Below are 24,970 nucleotides of genomic sequence, written 5' to 3'. Positions count from 1 at the left end.
ACACACCATCGCATAATCAAAATGGCGGAATGACAACACATCTTGAATGTTATAACCACCATAAGCAACTTCAACACCCAAAGCCTCTAAGGCGTGACGATATTTAAAATTGCCATCCATATTGTCAGGATAAAACGTAATTCTAAAGCCCATCTCCGTCCAAATTTTCAACATGGTATACATGCGCAACGAACCTGAATCCTCATCATAAGTTGGTAAAGTCGCGTCAATCACTAATACGGTGGGTTTGGACTCAGGATTTAACATTACATTGATATGTGAATTTAACGATAAAGATTTTGGTAAATCATCGCGCCAACGATTATAGAAATAAGTGCAATCTTGCTCGTATAAATGTTGCTCAGGATTAGGTCGGGCTGCATGATGGATTAAACGTATTGCTGATTCGTAAATGCTATTAAATCCGTGTTCCTTCAACTGCCAAATCAAATCAGAAAGCTGATAAGTTGATAAATGATAAGCAGGCAATACGGCCAATTCTGTCTTAGCTAAAGCATCCTGTTTAAAAATCAATAACTCAGATGTCGCGCCATCCACAATACGGCGATAACCATGGTAAAAATGATTTGCAGGTGCATTTACAGGCGATGGATACAATACACCATCTCGCAACGCAGTCGCATAAGCCGCACGAATATGATCGCCATACAATTCCATTGGGACGATAACCCCTGTATTTGGCTCATGTTCCATCACATCTAAGGCCAATGAGATTGCATCCACTTGTGGCTGAGCTTCAAAATCACATAACCACACGTAATTAGATTGAGTATATTGCTGTCCATACATCAGCATTGCATGTAAATCAGTTTGCGGAATATAGGCTAATGGTACGTTTTCATAATGGTGTTTCACATCCCAATGCAAATCACCACACAATACGATGTGCCCGTCAGTATCTGCGTGTTGCAACATTTCGCTTAAACGCAATAAATAGCTTTGAATTTGAACTAGTAGCGTATCCCATTGAATCCCTTTGACAATGAATAAATGGCTAGGGTCTGTCGGATTTAGATTGGTTAACGGCAAACTGAGTACGCTTTGTTGTACCCATGCTGGTAAAGTTTGTGGAGAACGTTGGGCAATATGATCGGGTATTTGCTGAGCAGGTGTCATGATTGCAGGTTTATGTAAGCACCAAATCGCAATGCCTGCTTCTGGTCGTGCATTGGGTGAATCAATTTCAATCTGATAGGTTTTCCCCGCAGAATCCACAATCGGTTCAAAGCGCATCGGATAAAAACGATTGTCCAACGCATTCATTGTATTAAAGGTTTCAACCCGTATCACTGCCTTGGTATCCAAATCACGCACAATCATTCTTAAGTGACAAGCATTTGCCCGTAACCGTGTGCCACACATTAAATCAATGCGGTAAAAATGATCCAAAGTCGAGTGAGTGGTGAAAATTAACGCATCGTCAGCCGTATCTAGTAAAAAGGGCGTATCACCTAAATGTGGCGCTGTTTCCATCACATCAAACTGCTCATCGTTACCTGAAACCGTAGTGAAGATTGGATACAGTTTTGAAATTGGACGCGATGGTGGCAATGCTTGCTCAGGTAGTTGTGGCTCAAGATGAATTAACCCCAATTGTTCGATAAAATGCTGTGGCTTATCAAATTGGGCGTGGGTTTGGGCTAAGGTTTGTTCTAAATGTTCTTCGATTTGATTTAACGAACTGATATAGCGTCGCACTTGCCACCAACGCGAACGCCCCATTAATTCAGCTAAATTTTGTAATTGATGTTTTAGGCCTTGAAAACTGTCTAATGCCGCATGTTGTTGATGGTGGACATGATTTTCTAAATCATGGGCTTGATTGATTTTATGTCGCGCCCAATCCATCACTCGATTAAAATCATCCATGATGCCGCCCGTATCATTGGCTAAATGATAAGAGGTTGGCAAATAGGTGATGGTTTTATCCATACCAATGCGTAATTGTTTGCTTAATTCAGATAATGCTTGCTCGGCATCCATGGCACGCTGTTGTGATTGAACCGAGTGGGCTTGCAATTCATTATAAGCCTGTTGTTGACCCTGCTGATAGGTTTGAAAATCTGTTTCTAATTCAGCATAATAACGTGCTAACTTATCATATTTGTTTTGTAGTTTACGTTTGGATTCAACTAATTCAGCATATTGTTTTTCATAGTTTTCTGCTTGCTGCTGCTGCTCTTTACGTGATTCAGCATAACGGGCTTCATACTGCTCAACTTGTTTTTCTTGTTGCTTTTGTAGTTGGCTATAACCTTGCTCTGCTTGTTCAACTTGTTTTTCTTGTTGTTTCTGCAATTCAATATAGCGTTGTTCTGCATCTCGCGCTTGTTGTGTTGCAGTTTCTTGAGCTTGGTTTAATGCACTTTGTAAGTTGTCATATTGGCTTTGTTTTTCAGCTAATTTATTTTGTTCATTATTAGCATCATGGCGTAACTGGTCACATTGTTGTTGCTTGCGTAATAAATCTTGCTGCAATTCACGAATTTCGGTATTTCGTTCTTGATTAGCACCACGACGTTCTTGGCTTACCATCCAGTAACGCGCTAGCAAGGCTAATTCTTTTTCTTCTGACAGTTGTAATACATGTTTTTTCAAAAATCGACGGTAAGCACGTTCCCAATGAGTTGAATTACTGGCGCGGGTAATTTGTTCATTGCCCCAAACGGCATATTCAGCGGTGATTTTATTCACATGATAAAACCGTTCAAGTTGTGATAAGCGTAACAACATATCCCAATCTTCAAACACTTCAAAATTTTCATCAAAGCCTTGTATCTTATCCCATAAATCCCGCTTAATCAGCAAATTAATCAAGGGAATATAATTTTCATACTGCAAACGTTTTGGGTCAAAAGCATCATTGTATTGGCCAATGGGTTCTTCTTGCAGAATGACCTTATCACCTAACATGTCGCGCTGTAATAAACGACAACCTGAATAAGTGACTTTGGCATCAAAATGAACAATGGTCTTTTCCAAGCGTTGTAAATGGTCGGGCAAATAGCGATCATCATCATCTAAAAAGCCAATAAAATCACACTTGCAAGCATCAACACCTAAATTGCCTGAACGCGCACGGCCTTGGTTGACTTCATTATCAATTAGACGAATTTTAAGCGCAGAAAACTCATTGATATAAGAGACAACGCTTTCACCGCCATCGTTAACAATAATCACTTCATCAGGAATACGTTTTTGTTCAGCAAGGCTACCAAGGCAGCGTTTGAGCAAATGCGGCCGGTCTTTAGTACGAATAACAATAGCGATCGTCGGGGCAGGAAGAGCCTGACGATGACCATGGATTTTGGCTTGTGGGGTTTGCATAGCAGGTCCTTTCAATTCGTTTCTCTATAGTATTAGAACGCATTATAAAAATTTGTGTGGGATTTTGCGATTTTTATTCGGTCAATATTGAAAAAGAAGCCTATTTATAAAATTCCCAAACTAATTAAAAGCCGTTAAGATTATTTGTTCTTGAGTTTAAACTGACTTTTATCATTTTCAAGCAAGGCCTTTTACATGCTGATCTCCGCAAATAATTTGGAAAAAATCCAATAAATACGCTAGTATCTGTTCAATTTGATACGAATTGACGGAATATAAAAAAAATGACAAATAGTAGTTACGATGAGCTTCCTTATCATTCAGTCTTAGGTTATGACTTCCAGCCAAATGCATTGGCCAGCTTAAGCGCGTTACATGGCTTCAGTCCTCCTGCGCTGAAAAAAGCCCGTATTTTAGAATTAGGCTGTGGTGATGGTACAAATATTATTGCGATTGCGCAGAGTTTGCCCGAAACTGAATGCTGGGGCTTAGATATTTCTGAAAAGCAATTAGCCACTGCTCAACAAACCGTGGATGAGATTGGTTTAAGTAATGTGACGCTGAAGCGAATTGACTTGCTGGATATTAATGATTCACTGGGACAGTTTGATTATATTTCAGTGCATGGTTTATTTTCTTGGGTATCTGAAGAACTGCAAAACAAGATTTTATCTATTTGTAAAAATAACCTTGCATTCAATGGATTGGCATGTATTAGTTACAACACATTGCCCGGTTGGAATATGCTTAAAACCAGTTTAGACATGATGCGTTATCACCAGCAACACATTGATAATAGTTCAATTGAGCACCGTATTGCAGAAGCACGCGGCTTATTACAAATTGCATCCGATATTGGTCAAGAGCAACAAAGTTTTTACGGCGTATTTTTACAAGAACGCTTACAAACTTTAAGTCAACAATCTGATGATTACTTATTTCATGAATATTTAGAAGGGGTTAACCAGCCTCTATATTTTCATGAATTTGTGACTAAATTAGAGCAAAATGAATTGGCTTATGTGACAGATGTGGATTTCCGTAGCTCGCTGAATATTAAAACTAAACATCAGCATGTGTTTAATCAATTGGCGAAAAAAGATCGGGTTACGCGTGAGCAATACCATGATTTCTTATTCAATCGTAGTTATCGCAGCTCGATTCTCTGTCATGCTAAACAAAAAATTCAGTCTGATATTAGCTGGGAAGCATTAGCAAAATTACAAATTGCGGCTAATTTAGCACCAGAAACCAATATTTCGTCACTCGTGGTTGAGCCAAAACCTGCCCATTTTAAAACCCAGTTGGGACAGCGTGTTGAAGTCAAGCATACCTTAACTCAAGCGGCAGTGAACTATTTAGGCCAGTATTACCCAAAACCTATACCATTTGAGGATTTGTTTAAGAAAGTGTTGGAAAACATGCAGTTGAAAAATGAGACTGAGCATAATATCAAAATCTATCGTCAAGTATTGGCTGAGGAATTGTTGCAACTGTATATTCAAAGCGGAAACGTAATTGAATTAATGGCTTATACGCCTGCTTTTGTAACTAAAATCAGTGTGCGTCCTGTTTCAAGTCCGCTAGCCCGTTGGCAATTGAAAAATAAAAAACCGATGGCAAATTTGCAGTGTAAAACAGGCGAAATTGACGGTTTAACCTCTCATGTTTTATTGCATTTAGATGGTGAACACAGCACCGATGATTTAGTCAAAATGTTGCATGAACAGGTCAAACAAGGCCAGTTACAAGTACAAATCGACGAAAGTAAATTGCCCGAAAATCAAACCAAAGAGCAGGCGATTCAAGATACCTTGATTACAGCGGTGAATAATATTTTGGCCAATATTGCCAAAAATGCCTTGTTAGTGGCGTAAATATCTATTTTCAGTTTGACATGATTAAAACCTGCTAGATTATATGAGTTTAGCGGTTTTTTTTGTCAGTCCGTTTTAATTGCTTATTATGAGACAATCAAACGCCGATTAATTTAATCCGAAATAGGCTTTATTCACGCCGCTTGTGACTTTCCGAATCGATCACCATCATAACCAGATATTAAAGGAGCAATAGAAATGCGATTACTGAGTGTATTACTTTTATATGGTTTAACAGCGGTGCTACATGCCAGCCCCTTACACTATGCCTTGGATGTGCAAATTGAAGGGCAAAAACTCACAGGAAAAGCCACTTTATCTACGACAGAAATAATAGAATTACAATTAAATCTCAGTAACTTAAGCCAAGTTACATCCAATCAAAAAAATATTTCAAAACCGATATTCACCACCACTTTATCCGCGCAGCAGCCACTTGTTATTCAATTTGAACTGAACCCAGATCAAACCCGCAATATTATCAATTCATCTCACGCATTTTTAACTCAAAACTGGTATCCACAACCACAGCAATTAGCCACTTATCAATTAACTGCACGCTTGCCTCAAGGTTTTATCGCCAACTCTGAAGCGGAAACGATTGAACAACAATCACAGCCAGAGCACGAGTATTTTAAGTTTAATTTTGCCCATCCTGTGGATCATCTCAATTTGATGGCTTCTAAAGATTATGTGATAAAACAGCGACAATTCAATAATATTCAATTACAGACTTATTTTTTCAAACAAGATGCGAATTTAGCGGATACCTATTTAGATTACGCACAACAATATATTGAAATTTATGAAAAATTATTAACCCCTTATCCTTATAAGCGATTTGCCATTGTTGAGAATATCTTACCCACAGGCTATGCGATGCCGACTTATACTTTATTGGGACAAACAGTGATTAAACTGCCTTTTATTGTAAAAACCTCATTAGGGCATGAAATTTTACATAGTTGGTTTGGCAATATGGTTTATGCTGATTTTGAGCAAGGCAACTGGTTAGAGGGATTAACCACCTATTTAGCGGATCATTATTATAAAAAAAAATCTGGTGAAGATGTCGAATATCGTAAGAATATTTTGCTGCAATATCAAGCTTATGTGAATAGTGAAAATAGTTTAGCTATCAATGAGTTTAGAGTTAGAAATAATAAAACACAAAGCAATGTTGGCTATGGAAAAACCATGATGTTATTTCATCAATTGCAACAATTGGTCGGTGAAGAATTATTTTTGCAAATATTCCGTGATTTATTACAAAATTATGCGCATCAAAAAATATCATGGCAGCATATACAAATAGCCTTTGAAACCGCAACTCAACAAGATTTAGCCGCTTTTTTTGAGCAATGGATTACACGCAAAGATATTCCTGATTTTTTGATTAAAAATGCACGTTTTGCCGTGGTTCAAGGTCAACAACAATTCAGTTTTAGCATTGAGCAACAGACTGAACAACCTTATCAATTACGCTTGCCTATTGTGGTTGAAGATATGAAAGGAAAACATAAACAATGGATTGAAGTCACAGAAAAGCAGCAAGACCTAACTTTGATGCTGACATCACCACCACTTAATGTGACCATTGACCCTGATTATGATCTGATGCGGACATTATCAGAAACTGAGAAAACCCCTGTTTTATCCAATATCTTAGCAAAAGGCAGTATTTTAGTGTCAATTAAACCTGAACAAAAAGAACTGTATCAGCCTTTGATTAAGGGCCTAGGCATTGCAAATGTGGAATATGTTGAACCTGAAGATGTTACTTTTGTTGAGTTGCAGAAAAATACTGTACTGATTGTCGGTGCAGATAATTTAGCTCTTTCCATGCTGCGCCAACCCATGGAAAAACCAACAGAAGACCTTGTGTTACAAGTTTATAAGAATCCTTATAATTTACAACAAAATATCCTGTGGTTATATTCCTCATCAGTAGATGTCAGTCGAAATGTAGCACATCGGATCGCTCATTATGGACAATATTCACAACTTAGCTTTAATCAAGCTCGAAATACTCAGAAAAATATTGCAGAAACTGCAAATGGCATCCGCATTTATCAAGCTGCACCAAGCTATGTACAACAGCCTAAAAACCCCCAAACTTTAGAACAATTATTACCTGAAATTGCTAGTAAATCGATTATTTATGTCGGTGAACAGCATGACCAATTTGCTCATCATTTAAACCAATTAGCAGTTATTCAATATTTACATGAAAAAGGTAATTCCGTTGCGATTGGGATGGAAATGTTTCAACGTCCTTACCAGCAAGCTTTAGATGAATATATTGGTGAAATGAGTACCGAAAAGGATTTTTTACGAGATTCGGCTTATTTTTCAAAATGGCGGTTTGATTATAATTTGTACAAACCGATTATTGATTATGCTCGTCAAAATGGTATTCCTGTGATTGCACTGAATATTGAGGGCGATGTGACCCGCAGTACCGCCCGCAAAGGCATTCATAATCTAACTGAGAATCTGTTATATGAAGTGCCTGAATATTTAGATTTTACCAATTTGCGTTACCAGCAAGATTTGTACGATATTTTTGGATTTCATGCCACCAATCAAGGTCATCAGCAATTTGAGCATTTTTTGCAAGCGCAAACCTTATGGGATGACACCATGGCGAATTCGGTTGATGAGTTTTTGCAACATAATCCTGATATGAAAATGGTAGTTTTAGCGGGTAACGGGCATTTACGTTATGGTTATGGGATTCCGAAACGGGTTTTTGCGCATAATGAATTAGATTATGTGACCATTTTGCAAGATGAAATGTTAGAAACGGATATTGCTGATTATGTGTTGATGACGGTGGAAGTGGAAGGAGAAAAAGCACCAAAGCTTGGCGTGATGATTGAAGAAATCGAAAACCAGCTTAAAATCATCAATGTTTCGGAAAATACACCTGCGCACCGCGCCGAGTTAAAATCAGGTGATATTATTATGCGTTTGCAAGATACGGATATTGCAACGGTATCAGATTTGAAATATGCCTTGTTTTACATAAAATTAGATGCAACCGTGCAGTTACAGATTTTACGCGATGGCAAGCCATTAGATAAAACACTGAGTTTTGCTAAGAAACCTATGGCTTTAGATTGAAAATAGAGGGTTTATGGGATTAAGCAAATTTAACAAGACATAATATCTATTTTTGTTTATCTCATAAGCTATTTAATCAACTATTTTATTCATTGTGCTTGCAAATAAAATGCTTTCCTTGTTTATTGTTTTTCAATAAGCACTTCTTTGTAATCTATTGATATAAGTGGACTAAGTAGTTACATTTAATCATAAAATTACTTCTTAAATCTGATTTTTAACTGGCATTAGATGATTTTTTATTAAATATTACGATTGTATTTAAACCTGATTTATAATAGGACTATTTATATAAAGTCTCGTTTTAATAATTAATATAATCCAGTTATTCTATCTCAAAGGAGTGATTCATTTAATGAAATATCAATTGGTTAAATATCTCGCTATCATCACTAGTTTACTGCCTACTTTAGTGCCCGCAGCATTATTAGATGAACAAATTGGCGTTCATGTCAATATAAACCCTATTTATCAATTAGGTAATGAACTTGAAGTTAATATTGATGTGCAGCTCCCCACCGATGCCAATGAACAAATGGCTGATTTATGGGTAGTATTAGACCCCAAAGCCAATGATAATTTAATTTATATGGTGCAAAATGACGAACCTGTCGTATGTCATGAAGATGATACAGGCTGTGCTGTGCCTTATGCCAAATCGACTACGATGACCAACCAAATATTGGACATCCCTGAATTTAGCATTGATAGTTTGCCACTAAGCTCATCTGGAATATATGCCGTGTATGCCTTTTATACTCAGGCTGATTCAACTTTAGCTGCCAATAAATTCCTTTCACCAATTGGTTCAGCATCCACTCGGATTTTAGAACAGCCCAATTTTGTTATTTTTTTAGCAGATGATTTGGGTTATTCCGATATTTCTCCATTTGGTAGCGAAGCTGATACACCTGCATTAGATATATTGGCCGATGAGGGTATTTTATTAACCAATTTTCATACACAAGCGGCTTGTTCACCAACTCGAGCGATGATGTTAAGTGGTGTTGATAACCATCGGAATGGTTTGGGTACAATGGATGGGCGTTTAATTCCAGAATATTTGTCATACGCAACTAATCAATATTCTCATCAAGAAGCCGTTGATGCTGATTTATTAGAAAAAGACAATGCACTCAATGCTGATGGTCAAATCAATAATCCGCACTCAAGTCCGACTAAAAATATCGGCAAACCGGGCTATGAAGGTCAATTAAATAAGCGGGTTGTGACATTGGCAACGGTGTTAAAAGAGGCGGGTTATCATACTTATATCACGGGAAAATGGCATTTAGGAGAAAATGAGGAATATCGCCCTTATTCACGCGGATTTGAACATACTTTTGTGTTATTAGAAGGTGCAAGCAGCAACTTTAACCACATCGGTTTTACCCCAGAATATCCTTATACGCACTACACTAAACAAGGCCAAATTGTTGAATTGCCAATGGTTGAAGAAGTTGCAACCACCCGTGCTAAAGCTGATGAATTAGTAGGTTATGGAGATAAATATCAATTATTTGATGAGTTTTATTCGACTCGTGATTACACTGATTTTATGATTAATAACATTGAAGCTAATCGTGCTGATGGAAAGCCTTTTCTTGCCTATTTTGCCTATCAAGCACCACATGGCCCGTTGCAATCACCTGTGGATTTAACCGAAAAATATATGCCTATTTATGAAGCAGGCTGGGATGAAATTCGTCGTCAACGTTTTGATCGTATGATTGAAAAGGGTTTAATTTCAGAAAATTTACCTTATCCTGATAGATGGTCAAATAATGCGGGAGAATATCCTGCTTGGGATAGTTTGACTCTGAATCAGAAAAAAGTGTATGCCAAGAAGATGGCGATTTATAGTGGCATGATTGAATATATGGATTTTAGTATGCAGCGTTTTATGGATTATTTAAAAAATGTAGGCGAATATGATAATACAGTGATTTTATTTTTCGGGGATAATGGTGCTGATGACCAAAACCGTGATGTCAGAGCAAACTATTTAGCATGGTATCCTGAAGTGGATATTTTCAACTGTTTACCTGAAGACGTTACCAGTGCTGATGACATTACCCAAAACCCTTGTTATCAAAATATGGGACTAGCAAAATCGTTCATTACTTTACCACCTGAATGGGTACAAGTTTCTTCTACACCATTTTATGCGGCAAAAGCCACTGTGGCTGAAGGTGGATTACGTGCGCCAAGCATTATCACGATTCCGAATGCAGCTCAAGGTATACGAGCAGATGGGTTTATGTCTATTTTAGATATTTTTCCTACGTTCTTAGATTATGCTTTGGTTTCTCATCCTGCTGAAGGTGCAACATGCGGCACATTAATTCCTTACCAAGATAGAGAAGAAGGGATTTATCCATTGGATGGGCGTTCATTCCGTCCGCTATTTGATGGTAAAACTGATAATATTTATGGAGAAACCGATGCGATTGGATTTGAGTTATATGGTTCAATTAATCGGGCTTTGTATATGGGTGATTGGAAAATTTTGAAGTTAGGTGATAATCCTTGGGGGGCAGGTGAAGATACGCAATGGGCATTGTATAACCTCAAATCAGACCCTAGAGAATTAATTAATCTGTCTGGTGAATATCCAGAGGTTTACAACACTATGATTCAGAAATATAGCGAATATGTCGATGATGTGGGTTATATTCCAAATTTAACCACGCAGCAAAATCAACGTAGTCGAACATCTGCGTGCTTTACTGAAACAGGTGGCAATATCTTTGTTACAGAGACATGCTCAACATTGTAATAACTGATAATGAAAGAAGTTTCAGGGCTGTCGATCCTTTGAAGACTGGTAGCCCTATAAACTTGAAATGTTTGAGTCTTTTGTTTTCCCTAGAAAACAGCTAAGCCTTACTATAAAATGCTTAAATTCTGCATTGCTTGCTTGTGAGTAAACTATGATTGCCAAACTATTGTCGCTATTTCTGATGGTGGGATTTGTAGTTACTTATCTACTACCATCTATGATTGCAATTAATCGGTCACACCCGTATCAAGCGTCAATCATTATTTTAAACATTTTATTAGGTTGGACACTCATTTTTTACGCGATTACGTTAGCATGGGCAGTCTCTCCGATTAAAGATAACAACAATTATTAGCACTAGAGGTTCGTTTATGACTGCACGTTATACAGGTTTGATTGACAAATATCGCGACCGTTTACCAATTCATGATGACACACGTATTATCAGTTTGTGTGAAGGTAATACACCTTTGATTCGTTTGAATAATATCCCGCGTGAGTTAACCAAAGAAGTCAATATTTACGTCAAATATGAAGGCTTAAACCCAACAGGTTCATTTAAAGATCGTGGCATGACCATGGCGATTACTAAAGCCGTTGAAAAAGGCAGCAAAGCAACGGTGTGCGCTTCAACGGGTAACACCTCAGCCAGTGCAGCAGCTTATAGTGCAAGAGCGGGGATTACTTCCTTTGTTTTGATTCCAGAAGGAAAAATTGCATTAGGCAAACTAGCCCAAGCGATGATGCACGGTGCTGTTGTGATTCAAATCGCGGGTAATTTTGATGATGGGATGCGTTTAGTAAAAGAAGTGGCGCAAGAAGCACCTGTTGAAATCGTCAATTCAATCAATCCTTATCGTTTGCAAGGTCAGAAAACCGCGGCTTTTGAAATTGTTGAAGCTTTAGGACGTGCACCAGATTTCCATTGTTTACCTGTGGGTAATGCAGGTAATATTTCAGCTTATTGGATGGGTTACACTGAATATCACAAAGATGGGATGACCAATCAACGCCCTGTGATGTGTGGTTATCAAGCCAGTGGCGCAGCTCCATTTTTACGTGGAGAACCTGTTATAAATCCTGAAACAGTGGCCACAGCAATTCGTATTGGTAATCCTCAAAGTTGGGATAAAGCGGTGAATGCACAGACAGAATCAGGCGGTTGGTTTAAAGAGTTCCCTGATGAAGAAATTTTGCGTATCCAGAAACTACTTGCTGAAAGAGAAGGTATTTTCTGTGAACCAGCATCGGCGATTAGTGTTGCGGGCTGTTTGGATGATATTCAAGCGGGTAAAATTCCAGCAGGTAGCACCGTGGTATGTACTTTGACAGGACATGGTTTAAAAGACCCAGACACTGCAATCAAACAAAGTATTACGCCATTGATTAAAATCAAACCTGAGTTGGCTGAAGTCAAAGACGTGATTTTACAAAATATGTAAGTTTTTATTTGCTCTTGCATCATCGTTGTGTGAGAGCGTGAATGATTGGGTGAAATTAATGATCTATAAAGTTGATTTTAATAGTGATAAGCGTCTTTGAAAATCTGCTAATAAAAGGTATTTATTTCCCATAATATAGTCAATTTTGGTTTGTATGTTAGGACTGGCAATCCTTTTATACTTTAAATATCAGTCATTTTTGAAATCAAGGACTGCCAGTCCTGTATCACTTTAAAATAAAACGACTATGAACCAAAACCTATTTTCTCAGTTTGGCTGTCTTTAACTGATTAAAATAATTCATCATATCAACGGGCTTTAGCCGAAATCAGAGAGATTAATGGACGGACAACAAAGAAGTAATATACAAATCGGTGCAGAAGTGGAAGTTGTTGAAAAACACAACCAACGCAGCGGAACACTGACTAATGGCATGGTTAAACGCATTCTAACCAATTCACCAAATCATCCGCATGGTATTAAAGTTATGTTGGAAACAGGCGAAGTCGGTAGAGTAAAAAATGTCATTAGTCTTTAATAATTAATTGTTTAGCTTGTTGATGCTGAATGTGTGGTTGTGGTGATGTGTACTTTGACAGGACAATCTCGTATGGAAACGCTTTTAAAAAATAATAAACTGATTTTGATGGAAGCCGCGATTGTTGAACAATTACGCTGGCACAGTGATGTACAACTACATCCGACTTTGAGCAATGCCCCTTTAATTTATAGTGCGGCTGAACCACTTAAGCAGCTTTATCAAAAATATATGGGTATTGCCCTCAATGCACATGTACCGTTTTTGATGTGTACGCCCACATGGAGAGCCAATCGCGAACGTGTAACCCAAGCAAATAACCTCGCTTTTGAACAGATCAACACTGATGCGGTACAATTCTTACAGCAAATAAAACAAGCCAGTAGCCAACCAGATAAAGTTAAAATTGCGGGCATGATAAGCTGTAAAAATGATTGTTATCAACCTAATCAAGGATTATCGACACAAGAAGCTAAGCAGTTCCATCAATGGCAAATTGATGCATTAGTAGGGGCGAAGGTTGATTTACTGCTTGCAGTAACTTTACCCAATATTAATGAAGCGATTGGTATTGCACAATCCATGGAGATAACCAATGTGCCGTACATTATCAGTTTTGTAATTACTCGTGATGGCACTTTATTAGATGGAACACCATTAAGTGTTGCAATCGAAACCATTGACTCTGCAACGACTAAGCCCGCTTTAGGTTTTATGGTCAACTGTGCTTATCCTAGCTTTTTATGTGCTGATGCCCAGCCGCCGTGAATATTTAAACGTTTAATTGGATATCAAGCCAATGCTTCCTCACTAGACCATTGTGAGTTAGATAATGCTGTGCAGTTAGAATCAGATACCGTGTCACACTGGGGTGATGAAATGCTGCGTTTTAATCAACAATTTGGGCTGAAGATTTTAGGGGGTTGCTGTGGAACGAATGCAGAACACCTAAGCTATTTGATTGGGCAGAAGCGTTGTTAAGATACTATTTAGCAGAAATATAAAAGGCGTTCTGTAATGTAATTTTAATCAAGGTAAAACAAGATGAATTTTATTATTGGTTGTGGCTATGTTGGTTTGCAAGTAGCGGAGAAATTATTGAAACAAAATCAATCTGTTGCTGCTTTAACTCATTCAGAACAAAATCAAGCACGTTTACAAATGGCACAGGTTCAAACTTATGTTGCTGATCTGGATCAAGTTGAGACTTTGGGCAATTTACCATCTCAAGTAGATACCTTGTTTTATTTTGCTCCGCCATCTGCTCAGGGTATTTGCGATACGCGCATCAGCCATTTTTTAAGCCAATTTACAGCTAAACCAAAAAAAGCCATTTTAATCAGTACCACAGGTGTCTATGGAGATTGCCAAGGCGCATGGATAGATGAAACACGTGGATTAAATCCACAAACTGACCGAGCAAAACGCCGTGCCGATGCGGAACAACAGTGGCAACAATGGGCTGAACAACAGCAAATCGACTGGGTGATTTTACGGGTTGCAGGCATTTATGGTGCACAACGTTTGCCTATTGCTCGCTTAAAACACGGTTTATCAGTGTTAGATGAAGCAATCGCGCCTTATAGCAACCGTGTACATGTAGACGATTTAGTCAATGCTTGCATTGCTGCCAGCCAAGCTGGACAAGGGATTTTTAATATTACTGATGGTAATCCAACCACCATGACCGATTATTTTAATCAAGTGGCGATTGCAATGAATTTACCGTTGCCATCGACTTTGAGCCGAGAGCAGGCAGAACAGCAATTAAGTCCAGAAATGAATAGTTATTTGGCTGAATCAAAAAGAATCGATAATCAGAAAATGCAGCAAGTATTACAAGTCATTCCAAAATATTCAACTTTGCAACAAGGATTGGCGGCGATTATGAATTTTAGCCTGTTATAAAACAGTGACGTTGTCCATCGTGTTTAAGTATTTTTATAGGGTCGCAAATTATCTATTTCTTCAAATCCTATTTCCAAACTAAAATAAAAGGTTGTGCCCTGATTTTCTATACTTTCAACCCAAATTTGGCCATTGTTTTTTTCAATAAACTCTTTACACAGAATAAGGCCTAGGCCTGTACCTTTTTCTTCTTGCGTTCCTGAACGAGAATAGGTATTTTCAATTTTAAATAGTTTTTGTTGTTGAGAGGGATTCATACCAATACCTGTATCTTTGACATGAAATAATACTTTTTCTTGTTCAGAAACCTGTACACCAATATGTATTTTATCTTTAGGGTAGCTAAACTTAACTGCGTTAGATAATAAGTTACGCACAACTGTACTTATCATTTCATAATCAGCAACAACTTGTAAATCCTCATCTATTTTCTCAAGCACCAATTCAATTTGTTTTGCACTCGCAATAGTATGTTGCACTAACATAATACATTCTCTTAATAACTCTCTGACATAAATAACTTCTTGATTAAAATCAATTTTATTGCGCTGGCTACGTGACCATAACAATAAATTTTCAATTAAAGCATAAGTGCATTTTGCATTGTCATACATCATTTGTTGAAACTCTTTCCGTTTCATTTCATCAACATTAACCTGTTCATCAAGTAATAATTCAGAAATGCTTAACAATGTATTGAATGGATTTCTTAAGTCATGAGCAATAATAGAGAAAAACTTGTCTTTAGTTGCATTTAGTTCTTGTAGCTGATTATTTTTCTCAGCCAGTTCATCCTCATAATGTTTTAATTTTAAGTGTGTTTTTACCCTTTGTAATAACTCTGCACTATTAAATGGTTTAGTAATAAAGTCCACTCCACCACATTCAAAACCCTTTACGACATCTTCAGTTTGTGAGCGGGCTGTAAGAAAAATAATAGGAATATGCTCTAGTTTTGGATTTTGCTTGATTTGACGACAAACCTCATATCCATCCATTTCAGGCATTGAAATATCTAGTAAAATAAGATCAATACGTGTATTTTCTAAGACCTTTACGGCTTGTTTACCACTTAAAGCAGCATAAGAATGAATCGCTTGGTCTTTTAATATATTCCCAACAACCTGTAAATTTTTAGGCACATCATCAACGATTAAGACTATGTAATCCATTTGCATCAATTTCATTACCCTGTCATTATAGTATTTGATAGCGTTTTAAGTAATACTGTAAAGTTCTGTAATAATTGTATTATTTTTTCAATATCGTAATTATCTGCAGCAATAATAAATTGTTGCCCATAATTGGCTAAAGGCTCAATTTGGTAATGTTGGGCAATTTCTATTAGTTTTTGTCCCAATTCATCCACATTAGGCATAGATAAATAGGTGGCAATATGCTCATACTCAGCCATTAAATCTTGCAACTGTTGTATACATTGCAATGAAGGGGTTGCTGCTATTAATTCATCACATAGATGTATTTTAGCAGTATCTTCTTGTTTGCTTAAAGTGTATGGAAGCAGCTTCATTAAAGATTGAATAATATTTTGTTTTGAAACTGGTTTTAATAGAATTTCTGTAAATGAATGGGCTTTTTGCAAAGCACTGCTTGATACCGTCTGGGCAATGACAGGAATATTTTGATAGCAAGGTATTTGCTGAATTCTATCTAAAATACGATAGCCCCATTGGTGCGGCATATCAATATCAATGATGATGACATCAGGCTTTTGTATTTCATTAGTCTGCTCAAGCAATAATAATATTTCGCGTCCTGCTGTTGCTTCCTTCAATATTAGATGATGTGAAGCTAGATAACCTTTTAATATTTCACGATTAATTCCAACTGTATCAATTAAAAGAATACAAGACTGCTGAAATTGTACATCATCTACGGAAGCTAAGTTAGTGGGGGGATGTGAGTCTTCATCTGCTATTATTAGTACAGATTTAAATCTAACAGTAAAAACCGAACCTTTACTTATATCGCTGGATACGTGAATACTGCCATTCATTGTTTCTACCAATCGACGAGTAATAGATAAACCCAGCCCCGTGCCTTCATATTTTCTGATATTTTGTAGTTCTTGTTGTTGAAAAGGTTCAAAGATTTTTTCGAAATCTGCTTCATTGATACCAATACCACTATCTTTAATAATAATTTCAAAATCGATTAGCTGCTTTCTAATATGAATATGAGTGCCCTGAATCATAATTTTAATAAAACCCTGATCAGTAAATTTAATTGCATTTCCAACCAAGTTAAATAGGATTTGGCGCAACCGACTTTCATCCATCAAAATACAAAGTGGAAAATCTTGTGAAAATTCCACAGAAAATTCTAAACTTTTTTGATTGGCTTTTACAAAGAAAACTTGTTTTATTTCATTGAGTAAAGGTTGAATAAATACGGGAGCTGTGTGAATTTCGAATCTCCCTGCCTCAATTTTGGATAAATCTAAAATATCGTTAATTAAATTGAGTAAGGCTTTACCACTATTTAAAATACCATTGAAATAATCAATATATTGTGGTCTATCTGCTAATTTTTCCCGCAAAATCTCACTAAATCCTAAAATAACATTCATTGGAGTACGAATTTCATGGGAAATATTAGCAATAAATTCAGATTTGGTTTGATTAGCTTTTTCGGCTTCTTCTTTGGCACGCTGCAAAGCTTGATTAACAATTTGTAATTCATCATTAGTATAATTGAGCTTGGTATTTAATTGGATCAATTCTTCATTATTTGTGTTTAATTCTTCATTGAGGCTGGCCAGCTCTTCATTTTGTACTTGGAGTAATTCTTCACGCTTAACTAACTGTTCCTCCATTTGTTTTTTTTCTGTAATATCATGCACAATCCCAATCGCATGGCTCATATTTCCCTCTTCATCATCAACTCGCGCAATGGTTAATAAGCCCCATATAGTTGATTGATCCTTTTTGAGATAACGCTTTTCCATCGAATATGAAAAAATCTCACCTGAGATTAACTTTTGATATTTATCCATATCCATATAGACATCTTTAGAATGTGTCACTTCTGTAAAATGTTTCTTCATTAACTCAGTACTTGAATAGCCCAATATTTTTTCTAAGGCGGGATTACTCAAGATAAAAAAGCCTTTTTTATTGATTTCTGCAATGCCAATTGGAGAATAGTTAAAAATAGACTCAAACTGTTGCTTGCTTGCTTTTAGTGCTAGTTCTATTTTTTTATGTTTGGTAATGTCTAATAGTGTACCAATCATACGCAATGGGCAATTGTTTGCCTCGCGTTCAATGACTTTGCCTTTATTCGTAATCCATATCCAGTGCCCTTGTTTATGCTTTATTCTTGCTGTGACTTCATAAATACTGGTTTGAGTATCAAAGTGTAATTTAAGTAATTCCTTTGCACGTGGTAAATCATCAGAGTGTAGACGCTGAAACCAGCTATCAATACCCATTTCGATTTCATTTGGCTCAAAACCGAGTATTGTGAACCAGACATCATTAAAGTACATATCCCCTGTTTTTATATTCCAATCCCATAATCCTTGCTCCGTATTTTCAAGGGCTAAACTTAAACGTGTTTCACTTTGCTGTAGTCGTTCCAAAATGACCTGCCGCTCTAACGTACTAGAGAATAAGCTGGAAACTGTACGTAGTAATTCAAGTTCAGAAAATAACCATTCTTTATGTTTAATGCATTCATCAAAACCTATGAACCCTGAGTATTTTTGTTCAATAAAAAGAGGATAAATTAGAATAGATTTAATGTGTTGCGGTGCTAAAACTTGGATAATATCTTTGGGTAATTCATCAATATGACTAGAACATATTTTGCCATTGTGTTGTAATAATCTTTTCCATGATGGGATAACTTTATAAGAACAGTTTTGTAAGTCGCTCATTTGGGACTGAATATTTTGGTTGCACCATTCAAATTCGTTGCGAGTAAATTGTCCACCGTCAAAATCTCTAAAAATGTAAATTCGACTGACACCCGTATGTTCCCCCAATAAATGCAAACTCTCCTGAATACAAATATTAAAATTCTGAAATTCATGTAATTTTTGTGAAATATCAGCGAGTATAATTTGTTGTTTTAGATTTGATTTTAGCTTTTCTTCATCTTGAATTTGTTGGGTAATATCAGAAAAGGAGGCAACAACAGCATCAGGTTTGTCTTTTATTCTTCCATCAAATGTAATCGGCTCAGAATTAACTGAAATCCAAGATAATTTATTATTGGGTTTGTACACTCCCATAATGACGTTATATTGTGGCTGTCCTGTTTGCAAAGTGAGCATTGCGGGATGATCTTGCCCCAGAAAATCAGAACCATCTCGATGAATGACACGCCAATTTGGATCAATAGAACTTTTCCCCATTATTTGTTCAATGCTTAAACCCAATATTTTTTCTGCAGCTTGATTACAAGTGATGATTTGCCCTTGGGTATTTTGCATCACAACACCATCGTGCATTGCCATAACTAAAGAGCGATATTGTAATTCGTTACGTTGCAAAGCTTGCTCAACGGCTTTTTTTTCTGAAATATCTGTAATTTGAGCAATAAAAAACTGAATTCGGCCAGTTTCTTCTCTTAATACTGATACATTGACATCAGCCCAAATAATTTGATTTGATTGATTTACATAACGTTTATCTAATCGTAAAGTATCAATTTCTCCATTAATAAGTTTTGATACTTGGATTTTGCTGTACTCAATATCCTCTGAATAAGTCAGTTCTAAATAAGGTTTTTGATAAAATTGTTCAGTGGTATAATTAAATAGGTCTAGGGCTTTTTTATTCACTCGTACAATACGAGCGTTATGATCAGAGACAATCATTGCTGAGGCTGAAAAATCAAAAATATTTCTAAACTTTGCTTCGCTGGCTTGCAGTGCTTTTTCTGCTAATTTATGCAATGTAACATCAACTGAATAAGCAACTGCATATAATGGGGTGTTAAATCTATCACATTCAATTTGTGCTGACAGTTGTACATCAATGACTTCACCATTTTTCTTTATCATTTGATAGCTGACATCTTGAACACGTTTTTTTTCCCATAACGTATTCAGTACCTGTAAATAGCGATCCTTTACTTCCGCTGTAACATAATTTGCTGCATCAGTTAATAGAACCTCATCTTCTTGATAGCCTAAAATTTCTAACCAATGTGAGTTGACAGCAATCAAGTGTCCAGCCTGATTCAGCGAATGCAACATTAATGGCGTATTGTTATATAAGCGTTTAAATTTAGCTTCACTGGCTTGTAAGGAATATTGGGATTTTTTCTTTTCAGTAATATCACGTATTGCAGCAACACGTAATACCTCCCCTTGGTATTCAAAATCATAAGCTTCTATTTCAACTGGAAAAATATCACCATTACTTCGTAAACCTCTGACTTCATACGGTGCTGCATACTCTTTAATTATATTTTGATAGATAATAGAATGGTCTTCAGGGAATATCAGTTTTTTGATAAGGTCAGTGTGTAGTAAGGCTTCTTGTTCATAACCAAATATATTGGCCAGCGATTGGTTTACATCTACAGTAATACCATTTTTATGAATTGTAATACCCTCAAATGTGACACTTGACAGTAATTTATAGCGTTCTTCACTTTGCTGGACTGCTTGTTGAATTTGATGATATTCACTGATATCTACATGTGTACCTGTTAAACGTATTACTTGATTTTGCGTATCATATTTAAACTGCCCACGCGATAAAATATGAACCCAATGCGCTTGTTTATGCTGCATTCTAAATTTGATTTCAAAACGTGTATGGTTATTTTTAATACAGTAGTTTAATGCTTTCCAAGCTGTGGACACATCATCAGGATGGGTTAATTGTTCCCAAGTGCGTAAGTGATTTTCTAACTCATCATCTTGATAACCTAGCATCGCTTTCCAGCGCGGAGAGTAATACACTTCGTCAGAGTTTAAATCCCAATCCCATAAACCATCACTCACATCTTCTAATACATAGCTCAAACAATCAGTTATATATTTAAGTTGTTGGTTTGTGTGTTTTTTATCGGTTATATCCATTGCGCTGATAAATATCTGTTCTCCATCATCCAATACACGAACAATACTTAAGCTAACTGGTATCTCTTGATTATCAGATTTCAAAAACCGTATATGAATATCATGCCCATATAGTCCATCAAAAGCGTGTAGTGAGAGTGTATGAAAAATACCAATATCATCGAAATGAATAAATTGATTAATAGATTGATTAATAAGATGTTTTTTATTAAGTCCCAGCAAATGCTGAAATGCAATATTTGCTGTAACAATATTGAGTGATTTATCAATTACAACGTAACCAATAGGCGCATATTTAAATAAGTTAAAATATTTACTGCGACTATTGGCTAATTGAGTTCGTATCTTTTTAAGATGAATAGATTTATGCTCAAGTTCTTTCTGTTGGCTATTCACTGTTTCAATGAGAGTTGCCAATTCTGCTTGAGTAATATTGCTTGAATCTAATTGTTGCTGCTGGTAACGTGAAAGCAGGGGTTTAACAAGTTGGTGCATATAATAATAAAATAATCAAGATTTTATAGAATAGAAATGTCTAAATCCTTAAAGTATAACCTAAAGCCAATTAATGACCAATAGTTAAAATTATATTTTTAGATAGCGAATGAATACTTGTTGTCCATTCTTTTGCTTTTCATTCGCATTTGGGCAAGCTTGACAGCAATGTTACACTAGCAAGTGTCTTTAAATCATTAAAACGGGATGTGAGGGAAGCACTATGAGCATGTCAAACCGTTTGTTTTCATCTAATACCATGTTAGAGCGAGAGCAACTTTGGCGAGATTATCAAGCCACGCGCCACGTTACGGAAAAAATCTGTAAGCCATTGGAAATTGAAGATTATGTAATTCAAACCATGCCTGAAGCCAGTCCTGCTAAATGGCATTTAGCCCATGTCACTTGGTTTTTTGAAGCCTTTTTATTGAAACCTTATCTAACTGACTACAAAGAATTTAACCAAGGTTTTCATTATATTTTCAATTCTTATTATCAACAATTGGGTGTGATGCACCCTCGTGCCAAACGCGGTTTATTATCTCGTCCCACCGTAGCTGACATTTATCGATATAGAGCTTATGTCGATGAGAAAATGCAGATATTAATTGAGAATATTGGAGAACAGCCCGAAATTCAAAAAAGAATTATGATTGGTTTAAATCACGAGCAACAGCATCAAGAATTATTCTTTACTGATATTAAATACAATCTTTCTGTTAATCCTCTCTATCCTGTTTATCGTGATGATTTAGCCCCTGCCCCTCAAACAAATCCAAATCCAAATCTACAACAATGGCATCATTTTGATTCTGGGATGTACCAAATTGGTAATAATGCTCAAAACGAATTTATTTTTGATAATGAATATCCTACACATCAACACTATGTCGATGAATTTCAATTAAGTTCACGTTTGATTACGAACGGAGAATATATTGAATTTATTGAAGATAAAGGCTATCAACGTCCAGAATTTTGGTTATCTGATGGTTGGGCAACCGTGCAACAGCAACAATGGCAAGCTCCTTTATATTGGCAAAAACGTGATGATGCGTGGTGGTGTTTCACCTTGTCAGGTTTACAGCCTGTAGATGAAAATGCCCCTGTGTGTCATGTGAGTTATTTTGAGGCTGATGCTTACACAACTTGGGCTGATGCACGTTTAGCAACAGAATTTGAATGGGAAGTTGCTGCACAATCACTACCAATGGAAGGTAATTTTTATGAAGCAGACCACTTGCAACCGATTCCAGCATTAGACGCTACCCATTTACAGCAAATGTATGGTGATGTGTGGGAGTGGACACGCTCACCTTATGTGGCTTATCCCAAATACCGTCCAGCAAAAGGTGCGATTGGTGAATATAATGGTAAGTTTATGTGTAATCAGTTTGTCTTGCGTGGCGGCTCGTGTGTCACTTCACAAAATCATATTCGCCTCAGTTATCGCAATTTCTTTTATCCGCATGAACGTTGGCAATTTAAGGGTTTCCGGCTCGCAAAAGACGTATAAGGAACAATTATGAATAACGACATGATTCATTTTTATGATTTACACCCACCAATGGCTGACTTTAAACAAGAAGTATTGGACGGTTTACAAACCCAGCCTAAAGTCTTATCACCGAAATTTTTCTATGATAAAAAAGGTTCAGTGCTATTTGACCAAATTACTGAATTGCCTGAATATTATCCCACCCGCACCGAATTGGATATTTTACAAACCCATTGTGATGAAATGGCAGCATTATTGGGCGATGACTGTTTGTTAGTAGAATTAGGCAGTGGCAGCAGTCAGAAAATTCGCACATTGTTACAAACGGTTAAACCCGCAGCCTATATGCCTATGGATATTTCTAAACAGCATTTACTCGACGCTGCACAAACCTTGTCTCAAGATTATCCTGATTTGGAAATTCATGCTACCTGTGCTGATTATTCCAGTGATTTTGATTTGCCTTATAGCCCTGAACATTTGTCACGTGCGGCTTTTTTCCCCGGTTCGAGCATTGGTAATTTTGAGCCACAACATGCTAAAGCATTGTTAAAACGTGTTGCTAAGTCTTTGGATTCAGAAGGTAAATTACTGGTTGGCGTGGATTTGAAAAAGGAAGCAGGGGTTTTAAATGCGGCTTATAATGATAAACAAGGTGTGACTGCTGCATTTAATTTGAACTTGTTAGATCGAATTAATCGGGAATTAGAGGCTAATTTTGATTTGGAATATTTTTCCCACCATGCTTTTTACAATGAAACCCAAGGACGAATTGAAATGCACTTAGTGAGTCAAGCGCAGCAAAAAGTATCGGTTGGTAAGCAAGGTTTTCAGTTTTCTGAGGGGGAAACGATTCATACTGAAAGTTCTTATAAGTATAGTATTTCGCAATTTCATCAACTTGCACAAGAAGCGGGTTTTGAGGCAATTCAATCTTGGACTGATGAACAGGATTTATTTAGCGTGCATTGTTTGCAAGTGAAGTAAAAGTTATCCACAGGTGAGTCGACTTATTTGAAGTTCAAAATAGCTTTTATTCTGCTACTTCTGTTGTTTCGCCTTCTTCTTGCGATTCTGAAGCTGCCATTTCAGCGGCTTGCACTGTGGCTTCTTGAGCAATATCACCAATGATATTACTGTCTTCTGCTGCATCTATTTCATTAGCAATAGGTGCATCATCTAAAGGTGTTTCTGCCACTGGAAGTTGTTCTTCTTTGACTACAAGTGGAACAGCATCACTTGTTTCGGCAGCTTCTTTAGTTGCCAGTGGCATATCATCCGTTGATTTTAACACTAATGCCGCTTCATCTGATTTCCCTGCAACTTGAGCCGCTTCATCAGAACCTTTAAACAGCTTTGAAACTGCACCAAATACACTAGCATGAGTGACAGGCGAAGCCATTAAGCTACAACAGATAAGAATGATATAAAGTAAGCGAGCATTAGACATTGTTTGTATTCCTTAAAGTCATTGTAAAACCCGTACTCTCAATTATAGCTAGAAATGATCTATAGGTTACTCAAGTTTTCCACAGTCTATACTTATAGAGTCTATTTGATATCCACCTTATTATAAGAAGTAGCTGTCTTTATATAGTCTCAAAAGCAATATAGGTGATTACTATACTCAACTTGGGGTCTTGTCTTAATATATGAAGTAAAGCAAGAATTTCCTTATTTAACTAGTTAAGGTATAGGACTTATAGTTTATCCTTCTTAATTTAAAGAAGCTCTGTTTTGCAATACTTTGAATTTACTTGTTATTTTGATTTATCTGAAAATAACATCAAAAAACATAAAGAAAGTAGTTGACGTAATTTGTGAGATGCGTATAATTCGCAATCTTTCACGGGGCACAGCGGCAAAGTTGTTGAGTCAGCAGTAAGTGAAACAAC

General features: G+C 36.7%; 13 protein-coding genes and 1 pseudogene. 10 read left to right on the top strand and 4 right to left on the bottom strand.

Annotation, left to right across the window (positions count from 1 at the left end; genetic code table 11):
* Positions 1–3,348: glycosyltransferase (locus ABXH34_RS04700; RefSeq protein ID WP_353570709.1), on the bottom strand; the 3,348-nt coding region annotated here is incomplete at its 3' end.
* 284 nt (positions 3,349–3,632) lie between these two features.
* On the opposite strand from ABXH34_RS04700, the gene ABXH34_RS04695 reads away from it, so the two are divergent.
* From ABXH34_RS04695 to ABXH34_RS04660, 8 genes and pseudogenes are all read left to right on the top strand, one after another.
* Positions 3,633–5,225 carry a methyltransferase regulatory domain-containing protein gene (locus ABXH34_RS04695; RefSeq protein ID WP_353570708.1) on the top strand — a complete coding sequence of 531 codons (1,593 nt, stop codon included), beginning with the start codon at positions 3,633–3,635 and terminating at the stop codon, positions 5,223–5,225.
* A gap of 198 nt (positions 5,226–5,423) precedes the next feature.
* Positions 5,424–8,351 (top strand): ChaN family lipoprotein, encoded by a 2,928-nt coding sequence (locus tag ABXH34_RS04690; protein WP_353570707.1) that lies wholly within the window; start codon positions 5,424–5,426, stop codon positions 8,349–8,351.
* 355 nt (positions 8,352–8,706) lie between these two features.
* Positions 8,707–11,130 carry an arylsulfatase gene (locus tag ABXH34_RS04685; RefSeq protein WP_353570706.1) on the top strand — a complete coding sequence of 808 codons (2,424 nt, stop codon included), beginning with the start codon at positions 8,707–8,709 and terminating at the stop codon, positions 11,128–11,130.
* A gap of 154 nt (positions 11,131–11,284) precedes the next feature.
* Complete coding sequence (locus ABXH34_RS04680; protein ID WP_353570705.1) at positions 11,285–11,488, top strand: superinfection immunity protein; 204 nt, start codon at positions 11,285–11,287, stop codon at positions 11,486–11,488.
* A 16-nt stretch (positions 11,489–11,504) separates the two neighbouring features.
* Positions 11,505–12,575, top strand: coding sequence for a threonine synthase (thrC, locus tag ABXH34_RS04675; RefSeq protein WP_353570704.1), 1,071 nt, complete (start codon positions 11,505–11,507; stop codon positions 12,573–12,575).
* Between the two features lie 340 nt (positions 12,576–12,915).
* Positions 12,916–13,113, top strand: a complete 198-nt coding sequence (locus ABXH34_RS04670) for a YwbE family protein (RefSeq protein ID WP_353570703.1) — start codon at positions 12,916–12,918, stop codon at positions 13,111–13,113.
* A gap of 45 nt (positions 13,114–13,158) precedes the next feature.
* A pseudogene (locus ABXH34_RS04665) lies at positions 13,159–14,094 on the top strand (homocysteine S-methyltransferase family protein).
* A gap of 63 nt (positions 14,095–14,157) precedes the next feature.
* Positions 14,158–15,021, top strand: a complete 864-nt coding sequence (locus tag ABXH34_RS04660) for an NAD-dependent epimerase/dehydratase family protein (protein ID WP_353570702.1) — start codon at positions 14,158–14,160, stop codon at positions 15,019–15,021.
* Positions 15,022–15,044: 23 nt separating this feature from the next.
* Here ABXH34_RS04660 and ABXH34_RS04655 read toward each other — a convergent pair whose 3' ends face one another.
* Together ABXH34_RS04655 and ABXH34_RS04650 are read right to left on the bottom strand one after the other, a co-directional pair.
* Entirely contained in the window at positions 15,045–16,193 is a 1,149-nt protein-coding gene (locus ABXH34_RS04655) for a hybrid sensor histidine kinase/response regulator (protein WP_353570701.1), read from the bottom strand.
* A gap of 14 nt (positions 16,194–16,207) precedes the next feature.
* On the bottom strand, positions 16,208–21,577 hold the full coding sequence (locus ABXH34_RS04650) for a PAS domain S-box protein (protein ID WP_353570700.1): 5,370 nt from the start codon (positions 21,575–21,577) through the stop codon (positions 16,208–16,210).
* A gap of 223 nt (positions 21,578–21,800) precedes the next feature.
* On the opposite strand from ABXH34_RS04650, the gene egtB reads away from it, so the two are divergent.
* The gene (gene egtB / locus ABXH34_RS04645) at positions 21,801–23,093 is read left to right on the top strand and encodes an ergothioneine biosynthesis protein EgtB (RefSeq protein ID WP_353570699.1); all 1,293 of its coding nucleotides are present in this window, start codon (positions 21,801–21,803) and stop codon (positions 23,091–23,093) included.
* A gap of 9 nt (positions 23,094–23,102) precedes the next feature.
* Complete coding sequence (egtD, locus tag ABXH34_RS04640; protein ID WP_353570698.1) at positions 23,103–24,062, top strand: L-histidine N(alpha)-methyltransferase; 960 nt, start codon at positions 23,103–23,105, stop codon at positions 24,060–24,062.
* 46 nt (positions 24,063–24,108) lie between these two features.
* On the opposite strand, the gene ABXH34_RS04635 is transcribed toward egtD, so the two are convergent.
* Positions 24,109–24,525 carry a hypothetical protein gene (locus ABXH34_RS04635; RefSeq protein WP_353570697.1) on the bottom strand — a complete coding sequence of 139 codons (417 nt, stop codon included), beginning with the start codon at positions 24,523–24,525 and terminating at the stop codon, positions 24,109–24,111.
* Positions 24,526–24,970: the final 445 nt, after the last annotated feature.

Source organism: Candidatus Albibeggiatoa sp. nov. BB20, assembly GCA_016744725.1.
Lineage (GTDB): Bacteria > Pseudomonadota > Gammaproteobacteria > Beggiatoales > Beggiatoaceae > Albibeggiatoa.
This window is presented reverse-complemented; position numbering and strand designations above follow the sequence as displayed.

What these genes read in the sequence shown, in the direction of transcription:
- ABXH34_RS04660 (WP_353570702.1), top strand. Translation starts at nt 14,158, where the DNA reads ATGAATTTTATTATTGGTTGTGGCTATGTTGGTTTGCAAGTAGCGGAG.
- ABXH34_RS04695 (WP_353570708.1), top strand. Translation starts at nt 3,633, where the DNA reads ATGACAAATAGTAGTTACGATGAGCTTCCTTATCATTCAGTCTTAGGT.
- egtD (WP_353570698.1), top strand. Translation starts at nt 23,103, where the DNA reads ATGAATAACGACATGATTCATTTTTATGATTTACACCCACCAATGGCT.
- ABXH34_RS04650 (WP_353570700.1), bottom strand. Translation starts at nt 21,577, where the DNA reads ATGCACCAACTTGTTAAACCCCTGCTTTCACGTTACCAGCAGCAACAA.
- ABXH34_RS04690 (WP_353570707.1), top strand. Translation starts at nt 5,424, where the DNA reads ATGCGATTACTGAGTGTATTACTTTTATATGGTTTAACAGCGGTGCTA.
- thrC (WP_353570704.1), top strand. Translation starts at nt 11,505, where the DNA reads ATGACTGCACGTTATACAGGTTTGATTGACAAATATCGCGACCGTTTA.
- ABXH34_RS04685 (WP_353570706.1), top strand. Translation starts at nt 8,707, where the DNA reads ATGAAATATCAATTGGTTAAATATCTCGCTATCATCACTAGTTTACTG.
- ABXH34_RS04680 (WP_353570705.1), top strand. Translation starts at nt 11,285, where the DNA reads ATGATTGCCAAACTATTGTCGCTATTTCTGATGGTGGGATTTGTAGTT.
- ABXH34_RS04655 (WP_353570701.1), bottom strand. Translation starts at nt 16,193, where the DNA reads ATGGATTACATAGTCTTAATCGTTGATGATGTGCCTAAAAATTTACAG.
- egtB (WP_353570699.1), top strand. Translation starts at nt 21,801, where the DNA reads ATGAGCATGTCAAACCGTTTGTTTTCATCTAATACCATGTTAGAGCGA.
- ABXH34_RS04670 (WP_353570703.1), top strand. Translation starts at nt 12,916, where the DNA reads ATGGACGGACAACAAAGAAGTAATATACAAATCGGTGCAGAAGTGGAA.
- ABXH34_RS04635 (WP_353570697.1), bottom strand. Translation starts at nt 24,525, where the DNA reads ATGTCTAATGCTCGCTTACTTTATATCATTCTTATCTGTTGTAGCTTA.